The 17979-nt window shown below is 43.8% G+C and carries 17 protein-coding genes; 14 read left to right on the top strand and 3 right to left on the bottom strand.

What is annotated here, in order from left to right:
- The first annotated feature begins 7 nt into the window (after nt 1–7).
- Together KHB02_RS21175 and KHB02_RS21170 are read left to right on the top strand one after the other, a co-directional pair.
- Nucleotides 8–190: a hypothetical protein gene (locus tag KHB02_RS21175; protein WP_213146355.1), complete on the top strand. Its 183-nt coding sequence runs from the start codon at nt 8–10 to the stop codon at nt 188–190.
- A complete protein-coding gene (locus KHB02_RS21170) occupies nt 183–1607 on the top strand; it encodes an amidase (RefSeq protein ID WP_213146356.1) in 1425 nt (474 codons plus the stop codon). The genes KHB02_RS21175 and KHB02_RS21170 overlap by 8 nt, the downstream gene beginning before the upstream one ends.
- 21 nt (nt 1608–1628) lie before the next feature.
- Here the strand turns inward: KHB02_RS21170 and KHB02_RS21165 are convergent, their stop codons facing one another.
- Nucleotides 1629–2531 (bottom strand): DMT family transporter, encoded by a 903-nt coding sequence (locus tag KHB02_RS21165; RefSeq protein ID WP_213146357.1) that lies wholly within the window; start codon nt 2529–2531, stop codon nt 1629–1631.
- 253 nt (nt 2532–2784) lie between these two features.
- Here KHB02_RS21165 and KHB02_RS21160 point away from each other — a divergent pair, with 253 nt between their 5' ends.
- The 11 genes from KHB02_RS21160 to KHB02_RS21110 all read left to right on the top strand — a co-directional run bounded on the left by KHB02_RS21160 (nt 2785) and on the right by KHB02_RS21110 (nt 15371).
- Complete coding sequence (locus KHB02_RS21160; RefSeq protein WP_213146358.1) at nt 2785–3768, top strand: ABC transporter ATP-binding protein; 984 nt, start codon at nt 2785–2787, stop codon at nt 3766–3768.
- Nucleotides 3765–4775, top strand: coding sequence for an ABC transporter ATP-binding protein (locus tag KHB02_RS21155; RefSeq protein WP_213146359.1), 1011 nt, complete (start codon nt 3765–3767; stop codon nt 4773–4775). Before KHB02_RS21160 ends, KHB02_RS21155 begins: the two co-directional genes overlap by 4 nt.
- Nucleotides 4772–5584 (top strand): IclR family transcriptional regulator, encoded by an 813-nt coding sequence (locus KHB02_RS21150; protein ID WP_213146360.1) that lies wholly within the window; start codon nt 4772–4774, stop codon nt 5582–5584. Before KHB02_RS21155 ends, KHB02_RS21150 begins: the two co-directional genes overlap by 4 nt.
- A 15-nt stretch (nt 5585–5599) precedes the next feature.
- Nucleotides 5600–7183 (top strand): ABC transporter substrate-binding protein, encoded by a 1584-nt coding sequence (locus tag KHB02_RS21145; protein ID WP_213146361.1) that lies wholly within the window; start codon nt 5600–5602, stop codon nt 7181–7183.
- 151 nt (nt 7184–7334) lie between these two features.
- Nucleotides 7335–8270: a nickel ABC transporter permease gene (gene nikB, locus KHB02_RS21140; RefSeq protein ID WP_213118368.1), complete on the top strand. Its 936-nt coding sequence runs from the start codon at nt 7335–7337 to the stop codon at nt 8268–8270.
- Complete coding sequence (locus KHB02_RS21135; RefSeq protein ID WP_213146362.1) at nt 8267–9181, top strand: ABC transporter permease; 915 nt, start codon at nt 8267–8269, stop codon at nt 9179–9181. Before nikB ends, KHB02_RS21135 begins: the two co-directional genes overlap by 4 nt.
- 3 nt (nt 9182–9184) lie before the next feature.
- Nucleotides 9185–12175 carry a M14 family metallopeptidase gene (locus KHB02_RS21130; RefSeq protein ID WP_241114003.1) on the top strand — a complete coding sequence of 997 codons (2991 nt, stop codon included), beginning with the start codon at nt 9185–9187 and terminating at the stop codon, nt 12173–12175.
- A gap of 177 nt (nt 12176–12352) precedes the next feature.
- On the top strand, nt 12353–12964 hold the full coding sequence (gene pcp, locus KHB02_RS21125) for a pyroglutamyl-peptidase I (RefSeq protein ID WP_213146364.1): 612 nt from the start codon (nt 12353–12355) through the stop codon (nt 12962–12964).
- Nucleotides 12957–13700 carry a 5-oxoprolinase subunit PxpB gene (pxpB, locus tag KHB02_RS21120; RefSeq protein ID WP_213146365.1) on the top strand — a complete coding sequence of 248 codons (744 nt, stop codon included), beginning with the start codon at nt 12957–12959 and terminating at the stop codon, nt 13698–13700. The genes pcp and pxpB overlap by 8 nt, the downstream gene beginning before the upstream one ends.
- Before the next feature lie 34 nt (nt 13701–13734).
- Entirely contained in the window at nt 13735–14499 is a 765-nt protein-coding gene (locus KHB02_RS21115; protein WP_213146366.1) for a LamB/YcsF family protein, read from the top strand.
- Nucleotides 14496–15371: a 5-oxoprolinase subunit C family protein gene (locus KHB02_RS21110; RefSeq protein WP_213146367.1), complete on the top strand. Its 876-nt coding sequence runs from the start codon at nt 14496–14498 to the stop codon at nt 15369–15371. The genes KHB02_RS21115 and KHB02_RS21110 overlap by 4 nt, the downstream gene beginning before the upstream one ends.
- A gap of 79 nt (nt 15372–15450) precedes the next feature.
- Here KHB02_RS21110 and KHB02_RS21105 read toward each other — a convergent pair whose 3' ends face one another.
- Entirely contained in the window at nt 15451–16464 is a 1014-nt protein-coding gene (locus tag KHB02_RS21105) for a S66 family peptidase (RefSeq protein WP_213146368.1), read from the bottom strand.
- A 603-nt stretch (nt 16465–17067) separates the two neighbouring features.
- The gene (locus KHB02_RS21100; RefSeq protein WP_213146369.1) at nt 17068–17502 is read right to left on the bottom strand and encodes a cell wall hydrolase; all 435 of its coding nucleotides are present in this window, start codon (nt 17500–17502) and stop codon (nt 17068–17070) included.
- 169 nt (nt 17503–17671) lie between these two features.
- On the opposite strand from KHB02_RS21100, the gene KHB02_RS21095 reads away from it, so the two are divergent.
- Nucleotides 17672–17935: a YiaA/YiaB family inner membrane protein gene (locus tag KHB02_RS21095; RefSeq protein WP_213146370.1), complete on the top strand. Its 264-nt coding sequence runs from the start codon at nt 17672–17674 to the stop codon at nt 17933–17935.
- The last annotated feature ends 44 nt before the right edge of the window (nt 17936–17979 follow it).

Here is a 17979-nt window from a genome sequence, read left to right as displayed (position 1 = left end):
GAGAATCATGAGTGAAAGAATTATTGACCATTTGAAAAAGAAGGGAATTGCTGTACCCGAACACCATATTCAGCCATTATTGGCACAATGGCAGGCCTATGAACAATTAAAGAGCAACCCGCATCTTGAAAAACTTGCAGACTATAACATTGGTTTAAAACACGTGCCGGGGGGAAATGAGAATGAGTAAAAATTTAGCCGCCATGTCTATAGGGGAAGCAGCCCCGCTGTTGCGAGATAAAGAGATTTCTCCAGTAGAACTAACCAAAGCTGTTTTAGAAAATGTTGAAAGATACGACAGTCAAATCAATGCTTATATTCAAGTAGAAAAAGAAAGCGCTTTAAAGTCTGCTGCGGATGCTGAAAATGATATTCTGCAGGGGAATTATCGCGGCCGACTGCACGGCATACCGATGGCCTTGAAGGATATTTTGTACTTTAAGGACGAGAAAGTCACGGTAGGTTCAAAAATCCACCAGGATTATATTCCTGATCACGATGCAACGGTAGTAAAGAAATTAAAAGAGGAAGGCGTTATTTTTACAGGCAAATTAAATATGCACGAATATGCCTGGGGAGCAACGACAACCAATCCGCATTTCGGTGCGTGCCATAATCCCTGGGATTTAAGCAAAATTCCTGGCGGTTCAAGCGGCGGTTCGGGAGCTGCTGTTGCCGCCGATATGACAATCGCCTCCCTTGGGACAGATACTGGCGGTTCCATCCGAATTCCGGCTTCAAGCTGCGGGATTGTCGGCCTGAAACCAACCCATGGAAGAATCAGCAAGCATGGATGTTTCCCGCTCGCTTGGTCCCTCGACCATATCGGACCAATGACCAAAACGGTGTATGACGCAGCTTTGCTGCTTGAAACCCTTTCCGGTTACGACCCTCAAGATCCGACCTCCACGGATACTCCAGTGAAAAACTATACCGAGCTGCTATCAGAGGACCTTTCCGGGAAGGTTATTGGCATTAATGAAGAGTACTTCTTTAAAAATGTTGACAAACCGGTAGAGGAAGCAGTCCGCTCAGCCCTTATTCGGCTTGAAAAGCTAGGTGCCAAAATTGAACTAGTCAAGATTCCTACCCTTGCTGCTTCTGAATTTGCCGAGTTAGTCACGATTGTTTCCGAAGCAAGTGCCATTCATCATGCCAATTTGCTTAAGAGGCCTGAGGACTTTGGCGACGATGTTCGCTTCCTGTTGGAATTCGGTGAACTTATTCCGGCAGTGGACTACCTGCAGGCGCAGCAGGTCCGCCTTCAACTAAGCAATGATTTTGCTCAAGCTTTTAAACATGTAGATGCTCTGATTTCGCCTACATTGCCATTCCTGCCGCCTGCTATCGGTGATAATATGGTCGACATTAATGGCAATAAAGAAAGTTTCCTCGACCAGGTTATTCGATTCACGGGACCAGGCAATTTGACTGGACTTCCCGCACTAAGCCTGCCATGCGGTATCAGCAATGGTCTGCCGGTCGGTTTGCAAATAATGGGTCCTGCGTTTAAGGAAGAAAATGTTTTAAACGTTGCATTTGCAATTGAAAAGCTAAATCTTATGCAAGGGCAGAAGCCAGATTTAACAGGTGTAGTCTCCCATTAAAAAAGAAAGGCCAGACCCCTATTACGGAGAAGTAGTAGGAGTCTGGCCTTTTTTCTCGATTTTTAAATCTACTTTTTCACTTAAAAATGTTGAACCTAGTACGAGGGCACCGCCAATCATCTGTAACCATGTCATGCTTTCGTGCAGGAATAACGCCGCGATGATGACGGCAGAAATCGGGTCAATATAGCTAAGAACTGCAATAGTTTGCCCTTTTAGTTTTTGGATGGAAGTAAAATACATGAAATACGCCAAACCTGTATGCACAACTCCCAGTATTAAAATAAAAATAATCGAAGTTGAGTTCAATCCAACAAGGTTAAGCTGCCCTTGCCACAATACATAGGGTAACAGTACTAAAGCTCCCGCCATTAATTGAACTAATGTCATTTCAAAACCAGATAGATTTTTAATAAATTTGTTCATTAAAATTACGCTGGCATATAGAGAGGCAGCCAAAAGGCCATAGAAAATCCCCAAGGTATGATTGTGTGACCCACTTCCCCCGCCAGGGCCGTTCTGCACGATTAAAAATAAGCCAACCATGGCCATTACAATACAGCTGACTTTCACACCCGTCAGTTTCTCCTTCAGAACCCAAGGGGCTAAAATCATCACAAATATTGGCGCGAAGTAATAACTGATTGTGGCATTTGATATTGTCGTGTACCGATAGGACTCGAATAAAAAAATCCAGTTAAGACCAATTGCCCCGCCTGATAAAAGGAGCAGCACCGCATTTTCTTTCAGCGCCTTCATAGACGGTTTGTGTTTGACTAGAAAACTAGCTAAAAGCAGGAATAGACTGCCAATCACCCCGCGTAAAAAAGCAATCTCACTTGAACTCAAATCAATCTTCTTAACAAACACCCCGATGCTGCCAAAGATGAGCATCGTCATGATTAATCTAAATTTCACACTCATGTAAAACCCTCCCAGATATTCTAATCCAACCACAAACTAGCTAATTTCTCAATATCTAATTGATTGGAAGACCCCTATGTTAATAGAACGGTGAAAAGCTAAAATGCGACAATTTTTACCAAACTATTAATTATTTCGACATTTCTAAATTATTTTCCATCAAATACTATTGAAAATATTCAAATTATTTTATATTATTAAAATCATAAAATGAAATTGCATTTCACAAAATGAAACCGTTAGGAGTGTCATAATGGTTCAAAAAGTGTTAGAGATTGAAAAGTTAAAAGTCGGTATTAATGATGATGGGAATAAAATTGCGATTGTGAACGGAATCAGCTTCTCCCTGAATAAAGGCGAGACACTTGGGATTGTTGGAGAATCGGGATGTGGTAAGAGTATGACATCGCTATCGCTAATGGGGCTCCTGCCGCCTGGCGTGGAGTGGTTCGACGGCGATATCAAAACGGAGAACCTACATTTTAAGGATTTCAAAAAGAAGGATTGGCGAAAAATCAGAGGAAAAAGACTTGCGATGATTTTTCAGGAACCGATGAGCTCGCTAAACCCGGTTTATACAATTGGCCAGCAAATTGTCGAAATGGTTTTAAGCCATGAGAATGTCTCGAAGAAACAAGCGAGAGAACGTGCGCTAGAAATGCTGAAGCTTGTTGGGATTCCAAGACCGGAGCAGGTTCTTGATGAATATCCATACCAGCTTTCCGGCGGTATGCGGCAGAGGGTCATGATTGCCATCGCTTTATCGTGTAATCCGGAAATCCTGATTGCTGATGAACCAACAACGGCTTTGGATGTAACGATTCAAGCGCAAATCCTTGAGTTAATGAAAAAGCTGCAAGATCAATTAAATATGTCGATTGTGTTAATCACACACGACCTTGGTGTTGTGGCTGAAATGTGCGACCGTGTCATCGTCATGTATGCGGGAGAAATCGTCGAAGAAGCACAGGTGGTCGAACTGTTTGACCGCCCAAGGCACCCGTACACGAAAGGGTTATTATCCTCCCTGCCGGATGTGAATGAAGAAAAGGAGTACCTTTCTTCGATTCCTGGCGTGGTACCGGCACCAGGGAAAATGCCTTCCGGCTGCCGCTTTGCCGCACGCTGCCGCTTTGCCCATGAACGCTGCAAGAACACACCGCCATTATTTGAGGTGAACGGTTCAAAGGTAAAATGCTGGCTCTATGAAAATGGTGATTCGGAGGCGGTACTGTGACACAAAATCCAATTTTGCAAGTACAAGACTTAAAGAAATACTTTCCCATAAAGGGTGGGGTTTTTGGCAAGAAGACCATAAAGCAAGTTAAAGCCGTAGACGGAGTTTCGTTCGATGTATTTGAAGGGGAAACCTTTGGAATCGTCGGTGAGTCAGGCTGCGGGAAGAGTACGACCGGACGGACGATTCTTAGATTACTAGAACCGACGGAAGGAAAGATTCTTTTCCAGGGAAGAGATATTGCCGAGCTTTCAAAAAACGACATGCGAAAGCTGAGAAAAGATATTCAAATTATCTTTCAGGACCCGTTTGCTTCGTTAAACCCAAGAATGAAAATTAAAGAAACGATAGAGGAACCGCTGATCAATTTCGGGGTGACCGACCGAAATGAACGGGAAAAACGGGTCTTGGAAGTGGCTGACCAAGTGGGCTTAACCAAGGCGCAGCTAACTAGATTCCCACATGAATTTTCCGGAGGGCAGCGCCAGCGGATTGGGATTGCCCGGGCGCTGATTTCAAAGCCTAAGCTGATTATCGCCGATGAACCAGTTTCGGCCCTTGACGTTTCCATTCAGTCACAGGTTCTTAACCTCATGAGAGATTTGCAGAAAGAGTTTGGACTGACCTATATTTTCATCTCTCATGACTTAAGCGTGGTTAAGCATTTCTGTGACCGGATTGGCGTGATGTATCTTGGGAAAATGGTAGAGGTAGCGGATAAAAACCGTTTGTATGATACTCCGCTACATCCATATGCAGAAGCCCTGCTTTCAGCATTGCCAAGTTCCCATCCACTCCAGAAGAAGCAACGGATTATTCTTCAGGGAGATGTCCCAAGTCCTTCTAACCCGCCGAGCGGCTGTACCTTTCATCCGCGCTGCTTTAAGTGCTTAGATGTTTGTAAAACGGAACAGCCAAGCTTGCAGGCGGTTCATGAGGACCATTTCGTTTCCTGCCATTTATATCAAGACGTCAAGGAACAGATTGCTGCAGGTGAATCGCGATGAGTAAAACAGTTAAAAAAGCTTTGCAGCTTCTCGATATTTTTACGGAACAGAAACCTTATTGGAAGCTGGATGAGATTTCTACCTTTACAGGTGTCCCTAAGCCAACCTGTTTGCGCCTGTTAAGAACTTTTGTAGAACTCGGTTATTTAAAAAAGATGACCTTCCAGCAGGAAGGGCTCGTGATTGACGGAGAAAGCTACGGGCTGGGATTGAAATTCCTGGAAATGGGAGAGCGAGTAGCCGGAAGGTTCGATATCCGCCCAATTGCTTATCCTTATATGAAAAAGCTTCAAGAGCAGTTTAATGAGGCTATTCAATTGATTGCCCGAGAGCAGGACGAAGGTGTGTACATTGAAAAGGTAGAAAGTACACTGCCCGTTCGGCTGTACACAAAAGTGGGAAGACACGCCCCGTTATATGCGGGAGCATGCCCGCGTGCCATTCTCGCCTATTTGCCTGAAGAAAAAATACAAGAGATTTTGGACAAGCCTCTGACAAAGTATGCCAGCCAGTCTCCGGCAACGAAAGAGGATGTTCTTCTCTTAATCAAGCAAATACGGGAAAGGGGCTATTCGTACAGCGACTCGGAATTAGAAGAAGGAACCGCGTCGATTGGCGTACCAATTTTTAATAGCAGCGGAGCTGTCCAGTACGCGTTAAGCATTGCCAGTTTTTCAACCAGCCTGCCAAGAGATAAGGTGGATCATTTTGTTGGACCTCTTTGGGAGGCAGCTGCTGAAATTTCCAAGAAATTAGGCTATAACCATCCATATCCATATGGAAAAATGATAGCAACGAATCAATTATAGGGGGCGAGAAAAAGCATGAAGAAGAAATTGTCAGTACTATTTGCACTGTTACTTAGCTTTACACTTGTTTTATCCGCTTGTTCTTCAGGCAAAAGTGAAAAATCCAATGCAGGCTCTTCTGGAAAAAGTAAAGAAGAGAATCCTGTTAAAGACCGTGGAAATGAAATTGTTATCGGTGTTACAAGTGAACCGCAAAACTGGGATCCAATTGATACATTTTTGCTAGATTGGAGCACAGTGGCTACTTCTGTATTTGAAGGATTAGTAGACCGTACGCTAGATTTGAAATTGCAGCCAGGACTTGCAGAAAGCTGGGAATACCTCGACGATAACACACTTCAATTCAAATTGCGTAAAGGTGTTCAATTCCATGACGGCGAGCCATTCAACGCAGAAGCTGTTAAATTTACGTTTGACCGTTTATTAGGGCCAGAAGGACAAAAGGGTCCTCAGTATGCCAACTATAATTCGATTGACCATGTAGAAATTGTGGATGAATATACCGTTAATTTCAAATTGAAATCCAAGGACCCAGTCCTATTAACGAAACTTGCCGGCTACGGTGCTGTTATCGTACCGCCTAAATACATTCAGGAAAAAGGCGACGAGAACTTCAATAACAACCCTGTTGGTACAGGACCATTCAAGATGACAGGCTATAAGCGCGACCAAGAAATCGTGTTAGAAAAGAACCCAAATTATTGGAAACAAGGATTACCGAAGTTAGATAAAGTTACCTTTAAAGTCATTCCGGAATCTTCTACTAGATTAGCAGAACTTCAAACTGGAAAAATCGATATCATGAAGCGTGTCGAAGTGGCCCAGGCGAAAACGGTTAAAGAATCAAGTTTCCTAGAATTGAAAGATGTAGGTACACCAACTGTTTATTCCATGCGTTTTGATACAGCAAAAAAACCGTTTGACAACAAGCAGGTCAGACAGGCGATTAACTACGCTGTGGATAAAGATGCGATTATTAAAGACATCCTATCTGGCTATGGAAAATCAATCAGCACATACCAAAGTGAACTATCATTTGGTAACAACCCAGATCTGAAGCCATATAAATATGATCCGGAAAAAGCTAAAAAATTGTTAAAAGAAGCAGGAGTGAAAGAAGGGACACAAATTGATCTGTTCATTCCTGGTAACGATGCAACATTTAAAGAAATTGCCCAGGCTGTTTCCTTCTATTTAGAAGAAGTTGGCTTAAAGTTAAATATCAATAGTGTAGATAGCACAACATTAATTTCCGATTTGATTCCAAACGGCAAGGCTGGTCATATGTACCGCCAAGGCTGGGGCGGATGGACGCTTGACTTTGATAACACCGCGTACCTGATGTACAGCGAAGGACAGAAATGGAATCCATCCTTTAAAGATGCCAAGGTAGAAGAATTATTGGCTGCTGAACGTTCAACTGTTGACCAAAAAGAACGTGAAAAAATCTTTAAAGAATTAACAGAAGTGCTATATGACTTGGCTCCAGAGCTTAATCTGTACCAAGCAGTAGATTTATATGCCGTCAATAAGCGAGTTCAAAACTTCCAACCGCCGCACGAGGACCGTATGCGCCTGGAAGAAGTATCAGTTAAGTAAAAAATACTGCCCGCTTAACGCTCAGGTCTCCTTATGGGATGCTAAACGCGATGCGTTTTAATGGCTGGATACAAATTCTGATTGGCTTAAAAAAGAGATAGTATGGTCCTCATGCTATCTCTTTCTTTATCAAAGAGGACGGAGGAATAACATGATAGCTTACGTGATTCGAAGATTACTTCACACGGTTTTAGTTGTATTTGCTATATCATTATTAATCTTCTTTTCGATCCGCCTGACGGGGGACCCGGTGACGGTAATGTTTTCCGCAGGTGAACCAACGAAAGAAGCAATAGAAGAAGTAAGAAGAAATCTCGGGCTCGATCAGCCGCTTTATGTGCAATATTTAATCTTTTTAAAAGGACTTGTAACATTTGACTTTGGCGAATCTTTCCGTAGCCATATGCCAGTCATGGATTTAATTATGGAAAGAGCCGGTGCCACATTAGCGCTTGCCATCGGCGGAACAATCGTTTCAATCTTAATTGCCTTTCCGGTTGGAATTATTTCAGCCGTCAAGCGCGGTTCCATCGTCGATTTCTTCGGGCGTATTTTTTCCTTGATTGGTATATCTTTTCCTAACTTCTGGCTAGGAATCATGCTGATTCTGATTTTTGCCGTTAATTTAAAATGGCTGCCTTCTTCTGGTTTTGAAGGACCGCAGCATCTGATTTTGCCATCCATTACATTAGGGATGATTCTGTCCGGTATTTTGGCAAGACTTGTCCGTTCTTCCATGCTCGAGGTCATGAATCAGCAATATGTATCAACGGCAAAGTCCAAGGGTATTAGCGATTGGGCGGTCATTATCAAGCACGCTTTCCGTAATGCTTTGCTGCCGACCATCACCTTTCTTGGTCTTCAATTTGGCTCCTTGCTTGGCGGAACGGTTATCGTCGAAACGATTTTCTCATGGCCTGGAATTGGACGCTTAATTATCGATGCCATCAACCAGCGTGATTATCCTGTTATTCAAGGCGGCGTTATTTTCCTAGCTGTGATCATGGTCGTAGTGAATTTAATTGTCGACTTAAGCTATTCATTGATTGATCCAAGAATTAAGACCGGAGGGAGTGGACGAGCATGACAACCTTACAGCAGCAGGTTCAGGAGGAGGTTGCCATTCTTCCGAAGAAAAGAACCGTTCTCCAAAGCTTTTGGCGTTTTGTGAAAAAGAATCCGGCCGGCTTTATCGGGATTTTACTTGTTCTTCTCAGTGTAAGCTGTGCGCTGTTTGCTCAATGGATTGCACCGTTCGAGCCAACTAAGGCAAGCCTTTCATCAAGGCTTTCACCGCCGTCCTGGGCAGACGAAACCGGCAAGTCCGTATTTCTCCTTGGGGCTGACCAGGTGGGGCGCGACCTATTAAGCAGAATCATTTATGGGGCGAAGATTTCCTTAATGGTCGGTTTTTTTGGCGTATTGATTTCCATGATTATAGGAACCATCCTTGGCCTGATTTCCGGTTACTTTGGAAAATGGATGGATGATTTAATCATGCGGGTTGCCGATATTCAATTAGCCTTTCCGTTTATCCTGTTTGCAATTGTTATTATGAGCGTGCTTGGAACGGGTATTTGGAAAATTATCCTTATCCTAGGATTAACGTATTGGGTCGGCTTTGCCCGCCTCATCAGAGGACAGGTTATTTCGCTGAAGGAACAGGAATATATTCAGGCAGCGAAAGCAATCGGCGGCACCCAGTTTAGGATTATCCGCAAACATATTTTACCGAATGTCATGTCATCAATTCTCGTGCTTGGAACAATGTATATTGCGGAGTTTATTTTATTGGAAGCATCGTTAACATTCTTAGGCTTGGGCGTTGACCCGACCGTTCCTTCTTGGGGAGGAATGCTTGCCGACAGCCGGAACTATGTCACAACCGCTTGGTGGACGGCGACTTTCCCAGGGATTGCGATTATGTTGACTGTTTTAGGATTCAATTTACTTGGCGACTGGCTCCGAGATAAATTTGACCCGAATATGAAGATGTAGGTGATGGTCATGAATAATATTCTGGCGATTTGGACGAAGGATGGACTTCTAAGGGATAAAAATGGCGATGGTGTGGTTGACGGAGTTTCTGTTTTTATCGATTTGCCAGAGGGGTTGGCACCGGAAGGTTTAATCGATTTCAGTGCCCGTCTGGGATTTGAAACTACTTCCCTATCATTCACCTTTTTTGAACCAAGCGAAGAGGCAGTGAATATCCGTTTTGTCGGTTCAAGTTCAAAAACAGAGGCACGATGGGAAAACGAAGAAATTATTTTTTCTTATAAAAATGAATCGGAATTGTCATTGCTCCTTCAGTTACTTGCAGCGATGAAGCCGGAAGCCGGGATGGACAGTCCGGTTGTTGAATTAAGAGACGGCCACTTATATGCAGGTACCGACTTGATTGCGGTGAACTGGGGCTGGGAAGAGGGGACCCAAACCGGTGCTGAATCAGAACCTAAAGTTTATTCTGATATCCACAGCCTCAGCCATCTTTGGAGTTTTTCCGGGTTTGGAAAAAATCAAGAAGCCTCTCCTTCGAAGCTATTAAACTTAAATATATCAGTTGAAAAACCATTTATGACAACAAGTGTATTACCTGAAATTTGTCATTTTGCAGCTAGAGCTGCCATGTATTCTACTAGTATCATTTTTCCGATTACGGGGAATCAGGCTGCCCGGTTTCAATTTGATATAAAAGAGGGCTCTGATGCAGCGGTGCTCGAGCTTTTAGAAGCAAACCAACTCCGCTTAACAGGGAAGAGGGAAGCACTGCCTGCCGCTCTGAATGAATTGGCGAAAGCTAAGCATTGGAGTGAAGGAGGAGCATTTGGCTATTGGGAACAGGAATATCTATTATCCCAGAAAAAAGAAGCCCCGCTTTTGTTTGAATCGGTATGGTCCGGTGAGCGGGAAGTGGATTTAGCATTCAAGGTATTAGAAGCATCCAAGAATCTTGAGGCAGTGAATGTTGAGATTTTCTTATCGGAACCATTAGAGGTGAGAAACCGTCTGGTGGCTGAGTGGAAAGCAATTTTCCCTGCTATTCACTCCCTATCCATCCGCTCCGCCTTTAAGCCTGGTTTTCATTGGATGATGGAAGAGGTTCTGCCTTCCTTACAAACGGCAGGGGAGACCATTACGAAAATGGATATTTATGTGCGGGAGGAACAAGGGGAGATGGGCCTTGAGCTTCCGATTCGCTGGATTCAAGAGCTGTATCCTGTAGACCGCTGCCTGGAAGAGAAGCTCGGTCTGAAGGCCGATTGTGTCCATTTCAAGCTGGTGAAGGACCTTGACCATACATATGAGGTCCATATATGGAATGAGAAAGAGGAAAAGCAGCTTGCAGGCTGTTTGGATGTCCCTGTATCCAAGCTTCTTTACCTAGATCATCAGCGTTACGTTTATCCTGTTTCAAGTGTTGTTCGCATCAGTGGTGATGGAGGACGTGAAGAAGAACATCTTATTCAAACGGACCGAGAACGATTTTACTGTTATTATGTCGAAGAAGTGCTGCCGAAGCTTAGAAAAGAAGTTTCGAAGTACAATCCCGGCCAGGGCCGCAACCGTCCATTATTCGACCGAATTGAAATCGATGTCTGGATGAGTGAAGAGGAACAGAAGCTTGGAGTGGACGAGGAACGTATTTCTTCACTGGAAGCTCTCCACGAAGACCTATATTTTAATACGCTCGATTATTTTGCCTATATGGGAGAAGAACTGGAAGGTAAGTCGTTTGATGCACCTGGGGGCGTTCATCCATTTATGCATGTAAGAGTCGGCGAAAAGCCGGAAGCTCAGATTCGCGTGTACAAATGGGAAGATAAGCCGCTGGAAAACTTAGTGACAAAAGCGATTTTCTTTACGGAAGATGGCAGGTTCTCTGAAGCCGTCATTACCAACGGGGAAGTGGTCGTAAACCTGGAGATTAAGGAGTTTGAAAAACCGACTGAGCATATACATCCCGACGTTCAGCAATGGCTGAACACTTCATCACCTTATCGAGTTGTCTATCCAGACCATTCGTATCTTGGCAAGGCGATCCCAGTCATTGAGTGCTTCCTGGATGCTGGGGAAGAGTTCTATTCTCCTTTAAAAATGTCTCTTTTTAAAAAGACTGTGTTCATTGAAGCGGGACATCATTCGAATGAGGTATCCAGTACACCTGCGATCCTTCAGTTTATCAATCGTGCCGTGGCTGAATATGAAAACTGGCTGAAGGAAGTCAACGTGGTGATCCTTCCATTGGCAAACCCAGATGGATACGAATTGCTGACCAAGCTGACGGAAGAGCATCCGGAATGGAAGCATCATGCGGCCAGGTACAATGCGGTAGGTTTGGAATATTCCTTGGTTCGCTTCCATGAAACGGTTTTTGGAGAAGCTAATATTTATCCGGAAGTGCTGAAGAGATGGGCTCCTGATGTCATCATTGATGATCACGGCATCCCTTCACATGAGTGGGTACAGCCGTTTGCTGGCTATAATAGTCCGCCGCGTTTCCCGGTATCTTACTTTTTGCCAAGTGCGAAAATCTATGGCATCGCTCGGTTATCGAACGGAGAGTATCGGACACTGCATGAAGATAATGTAGATAAAATTGTTTGTCAGGTCAGCAGTCGAATTCGTGGGACGCTGATTGAGGAAGAGAATGGATACTGGCAGGGGCGTTTTATAAAGTACGGAAACCAGTGGCTGCCAAATGTTTTTCCAATTGAAGAGGCGCCGGGGATTCATTTCTATCGCTCTGCTTCGGTGGCACCGTCGTATAGAACAATTGGAATCTCTAGGTACCCAGAGTGGATTGCGGCCGAAATCATTTCTGAAACAGCGGATGAAGTGATATACGGTGAAGTGCTTCAAAGCTGCGTCGAAGCGCATATCGTCTTTGATTTAGCGATTTTGGAGGCTCTGCAAAAAGCTGAAATCGAGGTCAAACGCGATGACCGAAACGGCTTCTGTTTGGAACGGAACAGGCCGATTCGTCTATAAAGTACATGGTTATTTTAGGATTCGCAGATATATTTGGAAATTCGCGGATAAAATGAAAAAAACGCAGATAAATTTAGAAATTCGCAGATAAAATTGAAAATCCGCAGATATATGTATAAAATTCGCAGATATCTTTTAAAAAAGCACTTTTTATAAAACCAGGTGGAGGGTTTTGCAATGAAAACACTTTTACTAACAGGCTTTGAACCGTTTCTATCCTTTACGATCAATCCAACAATGCGAATTGTGGAAGAACTGAACGGTCAGGAAGTTGGCGGCTACAAGATTCATGGTGAAATCTTATCGGTAGATTTTAAGAAAGCTGGGAAACAGCTGTTGGAACACCTTGAGGCAATTAAGCCGGATGCTGTGATTTCCTTAGGTTTGGCGGGTGGTCGCTTTAAAATGACACCGGAGCGAATCGCCATCAATGTCAATGACGGAGAACCAGACAACAGTGGCAACACCCCTATTGATGAAGCGATTCAGGCTGAAGGCGCAGACGGCTACATGACAACCCTGCCGATTCGGACCATGGTCAACCAATTGAAGGAGGCAGGTCTGCCGGCTGAAATCTCTAATACAGCAGGAACGTATTTATGCAATCATGTTATGTATCAAAGTCTGCATTATGCTAAAACACAAAATAAGAAAATGCCTTCAGGTTTTATTCATATTCCTGCCTCCCATGAGCTGGCGATTCAACACGGAAAGATCCCAAGCTGGTCGCATGAGGATTTAAAACGGGGGATCTACACTTGCATTCAAGTGTTAGCGGAACATGAGTAACACGAAAGTTATTTTTCCAAGAGTAAACATCACGGGGGAACGCAGCATTCGCTTTGCCTTCAGCAATCAGGTTGGGAAAGAAATCTTTAACCAGGTGCAAAGCTTCTGTCACATGTTGGAAAAAGAATCTTTTTTAATTGAAGAAGTGGTCCCAAGCTATCACACGGTAACGGTTTATTTAAAGAAGGATTTGAAAAAAAAAGAACCCTTCATTCAGTCGTTGTTAGCAAAATGGGAACATCAATCAAAAGGGAAACCAGACTGGAATCCTAGAAAACTGCAAATTCCAGTTTGCTATAATGTAGAGTTTGCTTTGGACATGGAAAGAGTGATGGGGCATACCGGATTGCGGGACAGTGAGATTATCTCGCTTCACTCCCAAACGGAATATACGGTTTACATGATTGGCTTTTTACCGGGATTCCCCTACCTTGGAGAATTGAATCCAAAATTGACGACACCAAGGCTTCCGAACCCAAGGGCAAAAGTTCCAAAGGGGACAGTTGGAATCGGCGGGAGCCAGACGGGGATTTATCCAATAGAATGTCCTGGGGGATGGAATATTATCGGAAAAACACCGCTTGAGATTTATCGGCCTGACCGGGAGGAACCGTTTTTTATTCGTACGGGAGACACGCTTCAGTTTACAGCCATCTCCCAAACTGAATTTAGCGCCATACAAGTGCAATTAGCAAAGCATCCTGAATCTATCAGTGAGTTTATCGTAGAGAATTAGAAAAAGGGGATTTTTAGAAGGGAGGGGCTCCTGAGTGAGAATCGATATAAATGCAGATATGGGGGAAAGCTTCGGCGCCTATACCATTGGCGATGATCAGAATCTGTTTCAATATATTACATCTGCCAATATCGCCTGCGGCTTCCATGCCGGAGATTATAACGTGATGAACGATACGGTGAAAAAAGCAAAGGAAAACGGCGTGGCGATTGGCGCCCACCCGGGGTATCCGGACCTTCAAGGATTCGGCCGGAGAAACCTGCAGATGACACCGCGGGAAATTTATAATTGCATGGTGTATCAAATTGGGGCACTAAAAATATTTGCCCAGATTCAGGGGATGGCTATTCAGCATGTGAAGCCTCACGGCGCCTTATACAATACGGCGGCTGAGAATCCGGCAGTGGCAAAAGCCATCGCTGAAGCTGTGTATGATACGGTTCCGGATGCTTATTTATTTGGGTTGTGCAATAGTGAACTTGTGAAGGCCGGAAAAGAAGCAGGCTTGAAAACAGCTTCCGAAGCGTTCGCGGACCGACAATATACGGATGACGGACGGCTGTGTTCAAGGCTTTTGCCGAATGCTGTTTTGAAAAACCATGATGAGATTTTGCAACAGGTGAAAGAGATTATTTTCCATAAGCGGGTGAAGGGTCTTTCAGGAGGCTGGATTCCTTTGCAAGCAGACACGATTTGTTTCCATGGGGATGGGGCAAATGTGGTTGAACATACCGCACTGATTCGCCAAGCTTTAGAAAAGGAAAATGTTTTTGTCCGGTCAGTAGGAGCACCTGCATGATTCCTTTATTGAAGGTTCGAAAGGCTGGTGTCTACGGATCCATTCAGGATAAAGGAAGGTTCGGCTTTCAGCGCTTTGGCGTTCCTGTATCTGGACCGATGGACGCCTATGCATACGAAATGGGAAATTACATCTTAGGGAATCCAGCCGGCAGCCCAGTGCTGGAATTGTTCTTAGGAGGACAGGAATTCGAGGCTTTGTCGGATCATCGAATCGTCATCACAGGGGCGGATCTAGGGGCCAAGGTGGACGGAAAAGCTGTTCCGCTCTGGAAATCCTTTTCGATTCATCAAGGGCAGTCATTAAAGTTTACTAGTCCTAATAAAGGCAGTATCGCCTATGTGTTTCCTGAAGGTGGGTTCCATTCAGAAGAACTGTTGGGCAGCGCATCGGTTTATCCAAAAGGGCTTCTGGGAAGTTCCATTAAGAAGGATGGTATCCTCTACGCAAAGAAAGAGAAATCAACTGGGTTTCATCGAGGGTTGATTCCAAGTGAAATCCCGAATTACTCGGATGAGGTAGAGGTTAGTGTCTGGATTAGTCCGCATTCAGAGATGTTTGTACCGGAAAGCTTACAGGAATTTTTCCAAACTCCGTATACGATGAGGAGCGGGGACCGGATGGGATACCTCCTTAAAGGTCCTGAGCTAAGGTTTAAAAACGGAGGAGATATCCTCTCGGAAGCCACTCAATTTGGGACGATCCAAGTTCCTAACAGCGGTCAGCCGATCATCCTAATGGCCGACGCCCAAACGATCGGCGGCTATGCCACAATCGGAAAAATTGCCAAAGAGGATATATGGAAGATCGCCCAGCTTCGTCCGGGCGGCAAAATCCGCTTTAAAATTAGAGGTCAGGACCCATCGCTTTAACGGGAAAGTGAAGCGGGAGCCTGACCCTTTGCTTTTATGGGGGGAACTTAAGCAAACATGGACCGGTCCTTTGCCGACGTTATTTAAATATTTGCAGGACTGTCCCTTTTCCTTCCTCAACTTCTACCTCCGCAAAAGCCCCATTGATAAAAGTAATCTGTGGCGGAACATGGCCGCAGTCAATATCATAAACAATCGGTATTTGCAGATCTTCAGCAAGGTCCAGGTAAACATCCTCAATAGTATAGTTCTCTACAGGCATATTCGCCGAACTCCGGCCGAAAAGCAGACCCGAACAATTGTCAAACCAGCCGGCGAGCTTCATTTGCACCAATGACCTCCGCAAATCAGTCGTACTTAATTCGCAATTCTCCAAATACCAAATGATAGGTTCGCCAGGGATATGCTGTTTTCTAAAGCTTTGCACATCACCATATGGAGTGCCGACAAGATGTCTGATGATATCAACACACCCGCCGAGCAGGCGGCCGCTAATTTTAACAGTACTACTAGAAGTGGTTTTCCACCGGGTCTCCTCGGTTAAATGAAATACACATGGTGAGGGATTATCGTGCTGCCATTCCTTTTGATAAAGGGGGGAGGAGTGCTGAAGGACAGACCCGCCACTTGGTGTCGATAAAACGTTCTCCCACATCGCAGTTGTTTCGTCCCAATATTCTCCCCGAATATCGACCAGGTTGGTCCCGTGGGCCGTTGCAATCCCTGTCTTTAGTGTAATAGCCAGCAGCAGGGCGCTAGTATCGGAGTATCCCAACACCCATTTGTTTTTGATATTTTCGAAGTTAATATACTCAAGAATCTCAGCCAAAAGCTCGCCGCCCCAAGGAGGGAGAATGAGGTCGATTTCAGCATCGCTCAGCATCGCATTCAATTCTGCTGCCCGTGTTATCGCTAGTGCTGATTTGGCTTTGTCCTGCGTCCAAACTGTTTCGCCGCAGATCGTTTGAAATCCTTTCTGTTCCAGCCGGCTGCATGCTTGCTTGACCACATCGTGCAAGTTAACAGGGACACCCGATGAAGGTGCAGTGACTCCAATTGTTGCTCCTTTTTTCAAAAAAGGATAGGTAATCATGGATAATTCCTCCCTAAGTTAATTTTGATAATTTTACCAGATTATATAGGGATATACTATCATTAACTTAAACTATTATTTATGAAGAAAAATCTTAAAAAAGAAAAATCCCACAAATTCTGTAACGGGTTTACTTTAGGAGGTGCAATCATTTTAAACACACAGCTAAACACACTTGAATTCACAATAATAAGCGAAGATTTTTCCGCTAAATGGAGAATAGGGCTCATTCCGGCGTAAATAAGGGAAGGTTTTTCGCTTAAATAAAGAAAAATCTCCAATATTGATGTTTTTTGAGTAAATAGGGGAAATTTCTCCGCCTATTTAAGTTATTCTTAATCTTATTTACTAAATAAGGGAAATTTCTCCCCTTATTTATCAAACAGTGTCTAATGAACTTATACAACTTACGGTTGCTTTAGTCAGATAAAAAAAATTTGAAAAAGGCTTAGAGATATTTTCATCTCAAAGCCTTATGGACTGTGCAATATACAGTGAATTGTGTTGTGAAAATTATGTGATCTACTATGTGGTTAAGGTTGTGATTTACCGCTTTGCACCTCACAAGTAAACCTGTTGCAAGTTCTGTGGGATTTTCCTTTTTTACCAACTATAGGCATTGGGACATTCTTTCGGCTCATAATAACAATGCTGTTTATATTGCCCAGAATGTGGCTGGTCATACCAGGTTGGCGGGCATGGAGCATAAGGATTAAAGTACCATAAGGCATGTTTAGCCGGTTGGTTCCTCCAATAATCCAAAGTTTGTTTGGCTAATCTTTTCTCTGAACTTCTCGCTGCTTGGTAAAACACATTACCCTTTTGAACAGCTTCAAAGGAATAATTTCCGCCTTGTACTTGATAAATGACTTGTGGAATGGTCCTTAGTCCTTTAAAGTCTAAACAATCTGCTTTTAGACGATTAACGATGACATTCCCGACGAGCAGCATACCCATTTTTCCTTCACCTTCGGCTTCTGCTCTCATCATCCTTGCCATCAGATTAACATCCGATGATCTATATTTTGCTCGCGGCATCCTTTTCACCCCTGTTTTAAATGTATGTTAAAAAGCCTGCATTTGTTAACGGGTCCTAATATTTCGTTATTCCAATATGGAAATAGTTTACTTAAATGCCTGTTTTTACTTATAATAAAGTTGCAGTTATTTTTATTTCAAGAAAGAGATAGAAAAAGGGGGCTACTTGATGTATCCACAAAAACATAAAAGAAGAAACACGGCAGCGTTCACATTCTTGGCCTATTTCACGCTGTTTGCAGGGGTTTGTTTATTTGCGATTGGTATCTATAACGCTGACCTAGAGCTGAATGAAAAGGGATATTATATTGCGGTTATGCTGCTTATCATCGTGGGCTCCATCCTCACCCAGAAAGTCATTAGGGACAATTCCGAGGATGATGAAATCATCGCCGAGCAGCAGCGGAGAATGGAAAGAAACGAACAAGCGTAGGAAAATAAAAAAGGAGTTTCGAATCAATCGTGGTCGAAACTCCT

It is taken from the genome of Neobacillus citreus (genome assembly GCF_018343545.2).
Classification (GTDB): Bacteria; Bacillota; Bacilli; order Bacillales; family Cytobacillaceae; genus Neobacillus; species Neobacillus citreus.
Note: the sequence above shows the minus strand (reverse complement) of the source record. Positions and strands in the feature narration are given on the sequence as shown.

Coding starts and splice junctions, on each gene's coding strand:
- KHB02_RS21170 (WP_213146356.1), top strand. CDS start 183: ATGAGTAAAAATTTAGCCGCCATGTCTATAGGGGAAGCAGCCCCGCTG.
- pcp (WP_213146364.1), top strand. CDS start 12,353: ATGAAAACACTTTTACTAACAGGCTTTGAACCGTTTCTATCCTTTACG.
- KHB02_RS21145 (WP_213146361.1), top strand. CDS start 5,600: ATGAAGAAGAAATTGTCAGTACTATTTGCACTGTTACTTAGCTTTACA.
- KHB02_RS21095 (WP_213146370.1), top strand. CDS start 17,672: ATGTATCCACAAAAACATAAAAGAAGAAACACGGCAGCGTTCACATTC.
- KHB02_RS21135 (WP_213146362.1), top strand. CDS start 8,267: ATGACAACCTTACAGCAGCAGGTTCAGGAGGAGGTTGCCATTCTTCCG.
- KHB02_RS21160 (WP_213146358.1), top strand. CDS start 2,785: ATGGTTCAAAAAGTGTTAGAGATTGAAAAGTTAAAAGTCGGTATTAAT.
- pxpB (WP_213146365.1), top strand. CDS start 12,957: ATGAGTAACACGAAAGTTATTTTTCCAAGAGTAAACATCACGGGGGAA.
- KHB02_RS21130 (WP_241114003.1), top strand. CDS start 9,185: ATGGTCATGAATAATATTCTGGCGATTTGGACGAAGGATGGACTTCTA.
- KHB02_RS21110 (WP_213146367.1), top strand. CDS start 14,496: ATGATTCCTTTATTGAAGGTTCGAAAGGCTGGTGTCTACGGATCCATT.
- KHB02_RS21165 (WP_213146357.1), bottom strand. CDS start 2,531: ATGAGTGTGAAATTTAGATTAATCATGACGATGCTCATCTTTGGCAGC.
- KHB02_RS21100 (WP_213146369.1), bottom strand. CDS start 17,502: ATGCCGCGAGCAAAATATAGATCATCGGATGTTAATCTGATGGCAAGG.
- KHB02_RS21105 (WP_213146368.1), bottom strand. CDS start 16,464: ATGATTACCTATCCTTTTTTGAAAAAAGGAGCAACAATTGGAGTCACT.
- nikB (WP_213118368.1), top strand. CDS start 7,335: ATGATAGCTTACGTGATTCGAAGATTACTTCACACGGTTTTAGTTGTA.
- KHB02_RS21175 (WP_213146355.1), top strand. CDS start 8: ATGAGTGAAAGAATTATTGACCATTTGAAAAAGAAGGGAATTGCTGTA.
- KHB02_RS21150 (WP_213146360.1), top strand. CDS start 4,772: ATGAGTAAAACAGTTAAAAAAGCTTTGCAGCTTCTCGATATTTTTACG.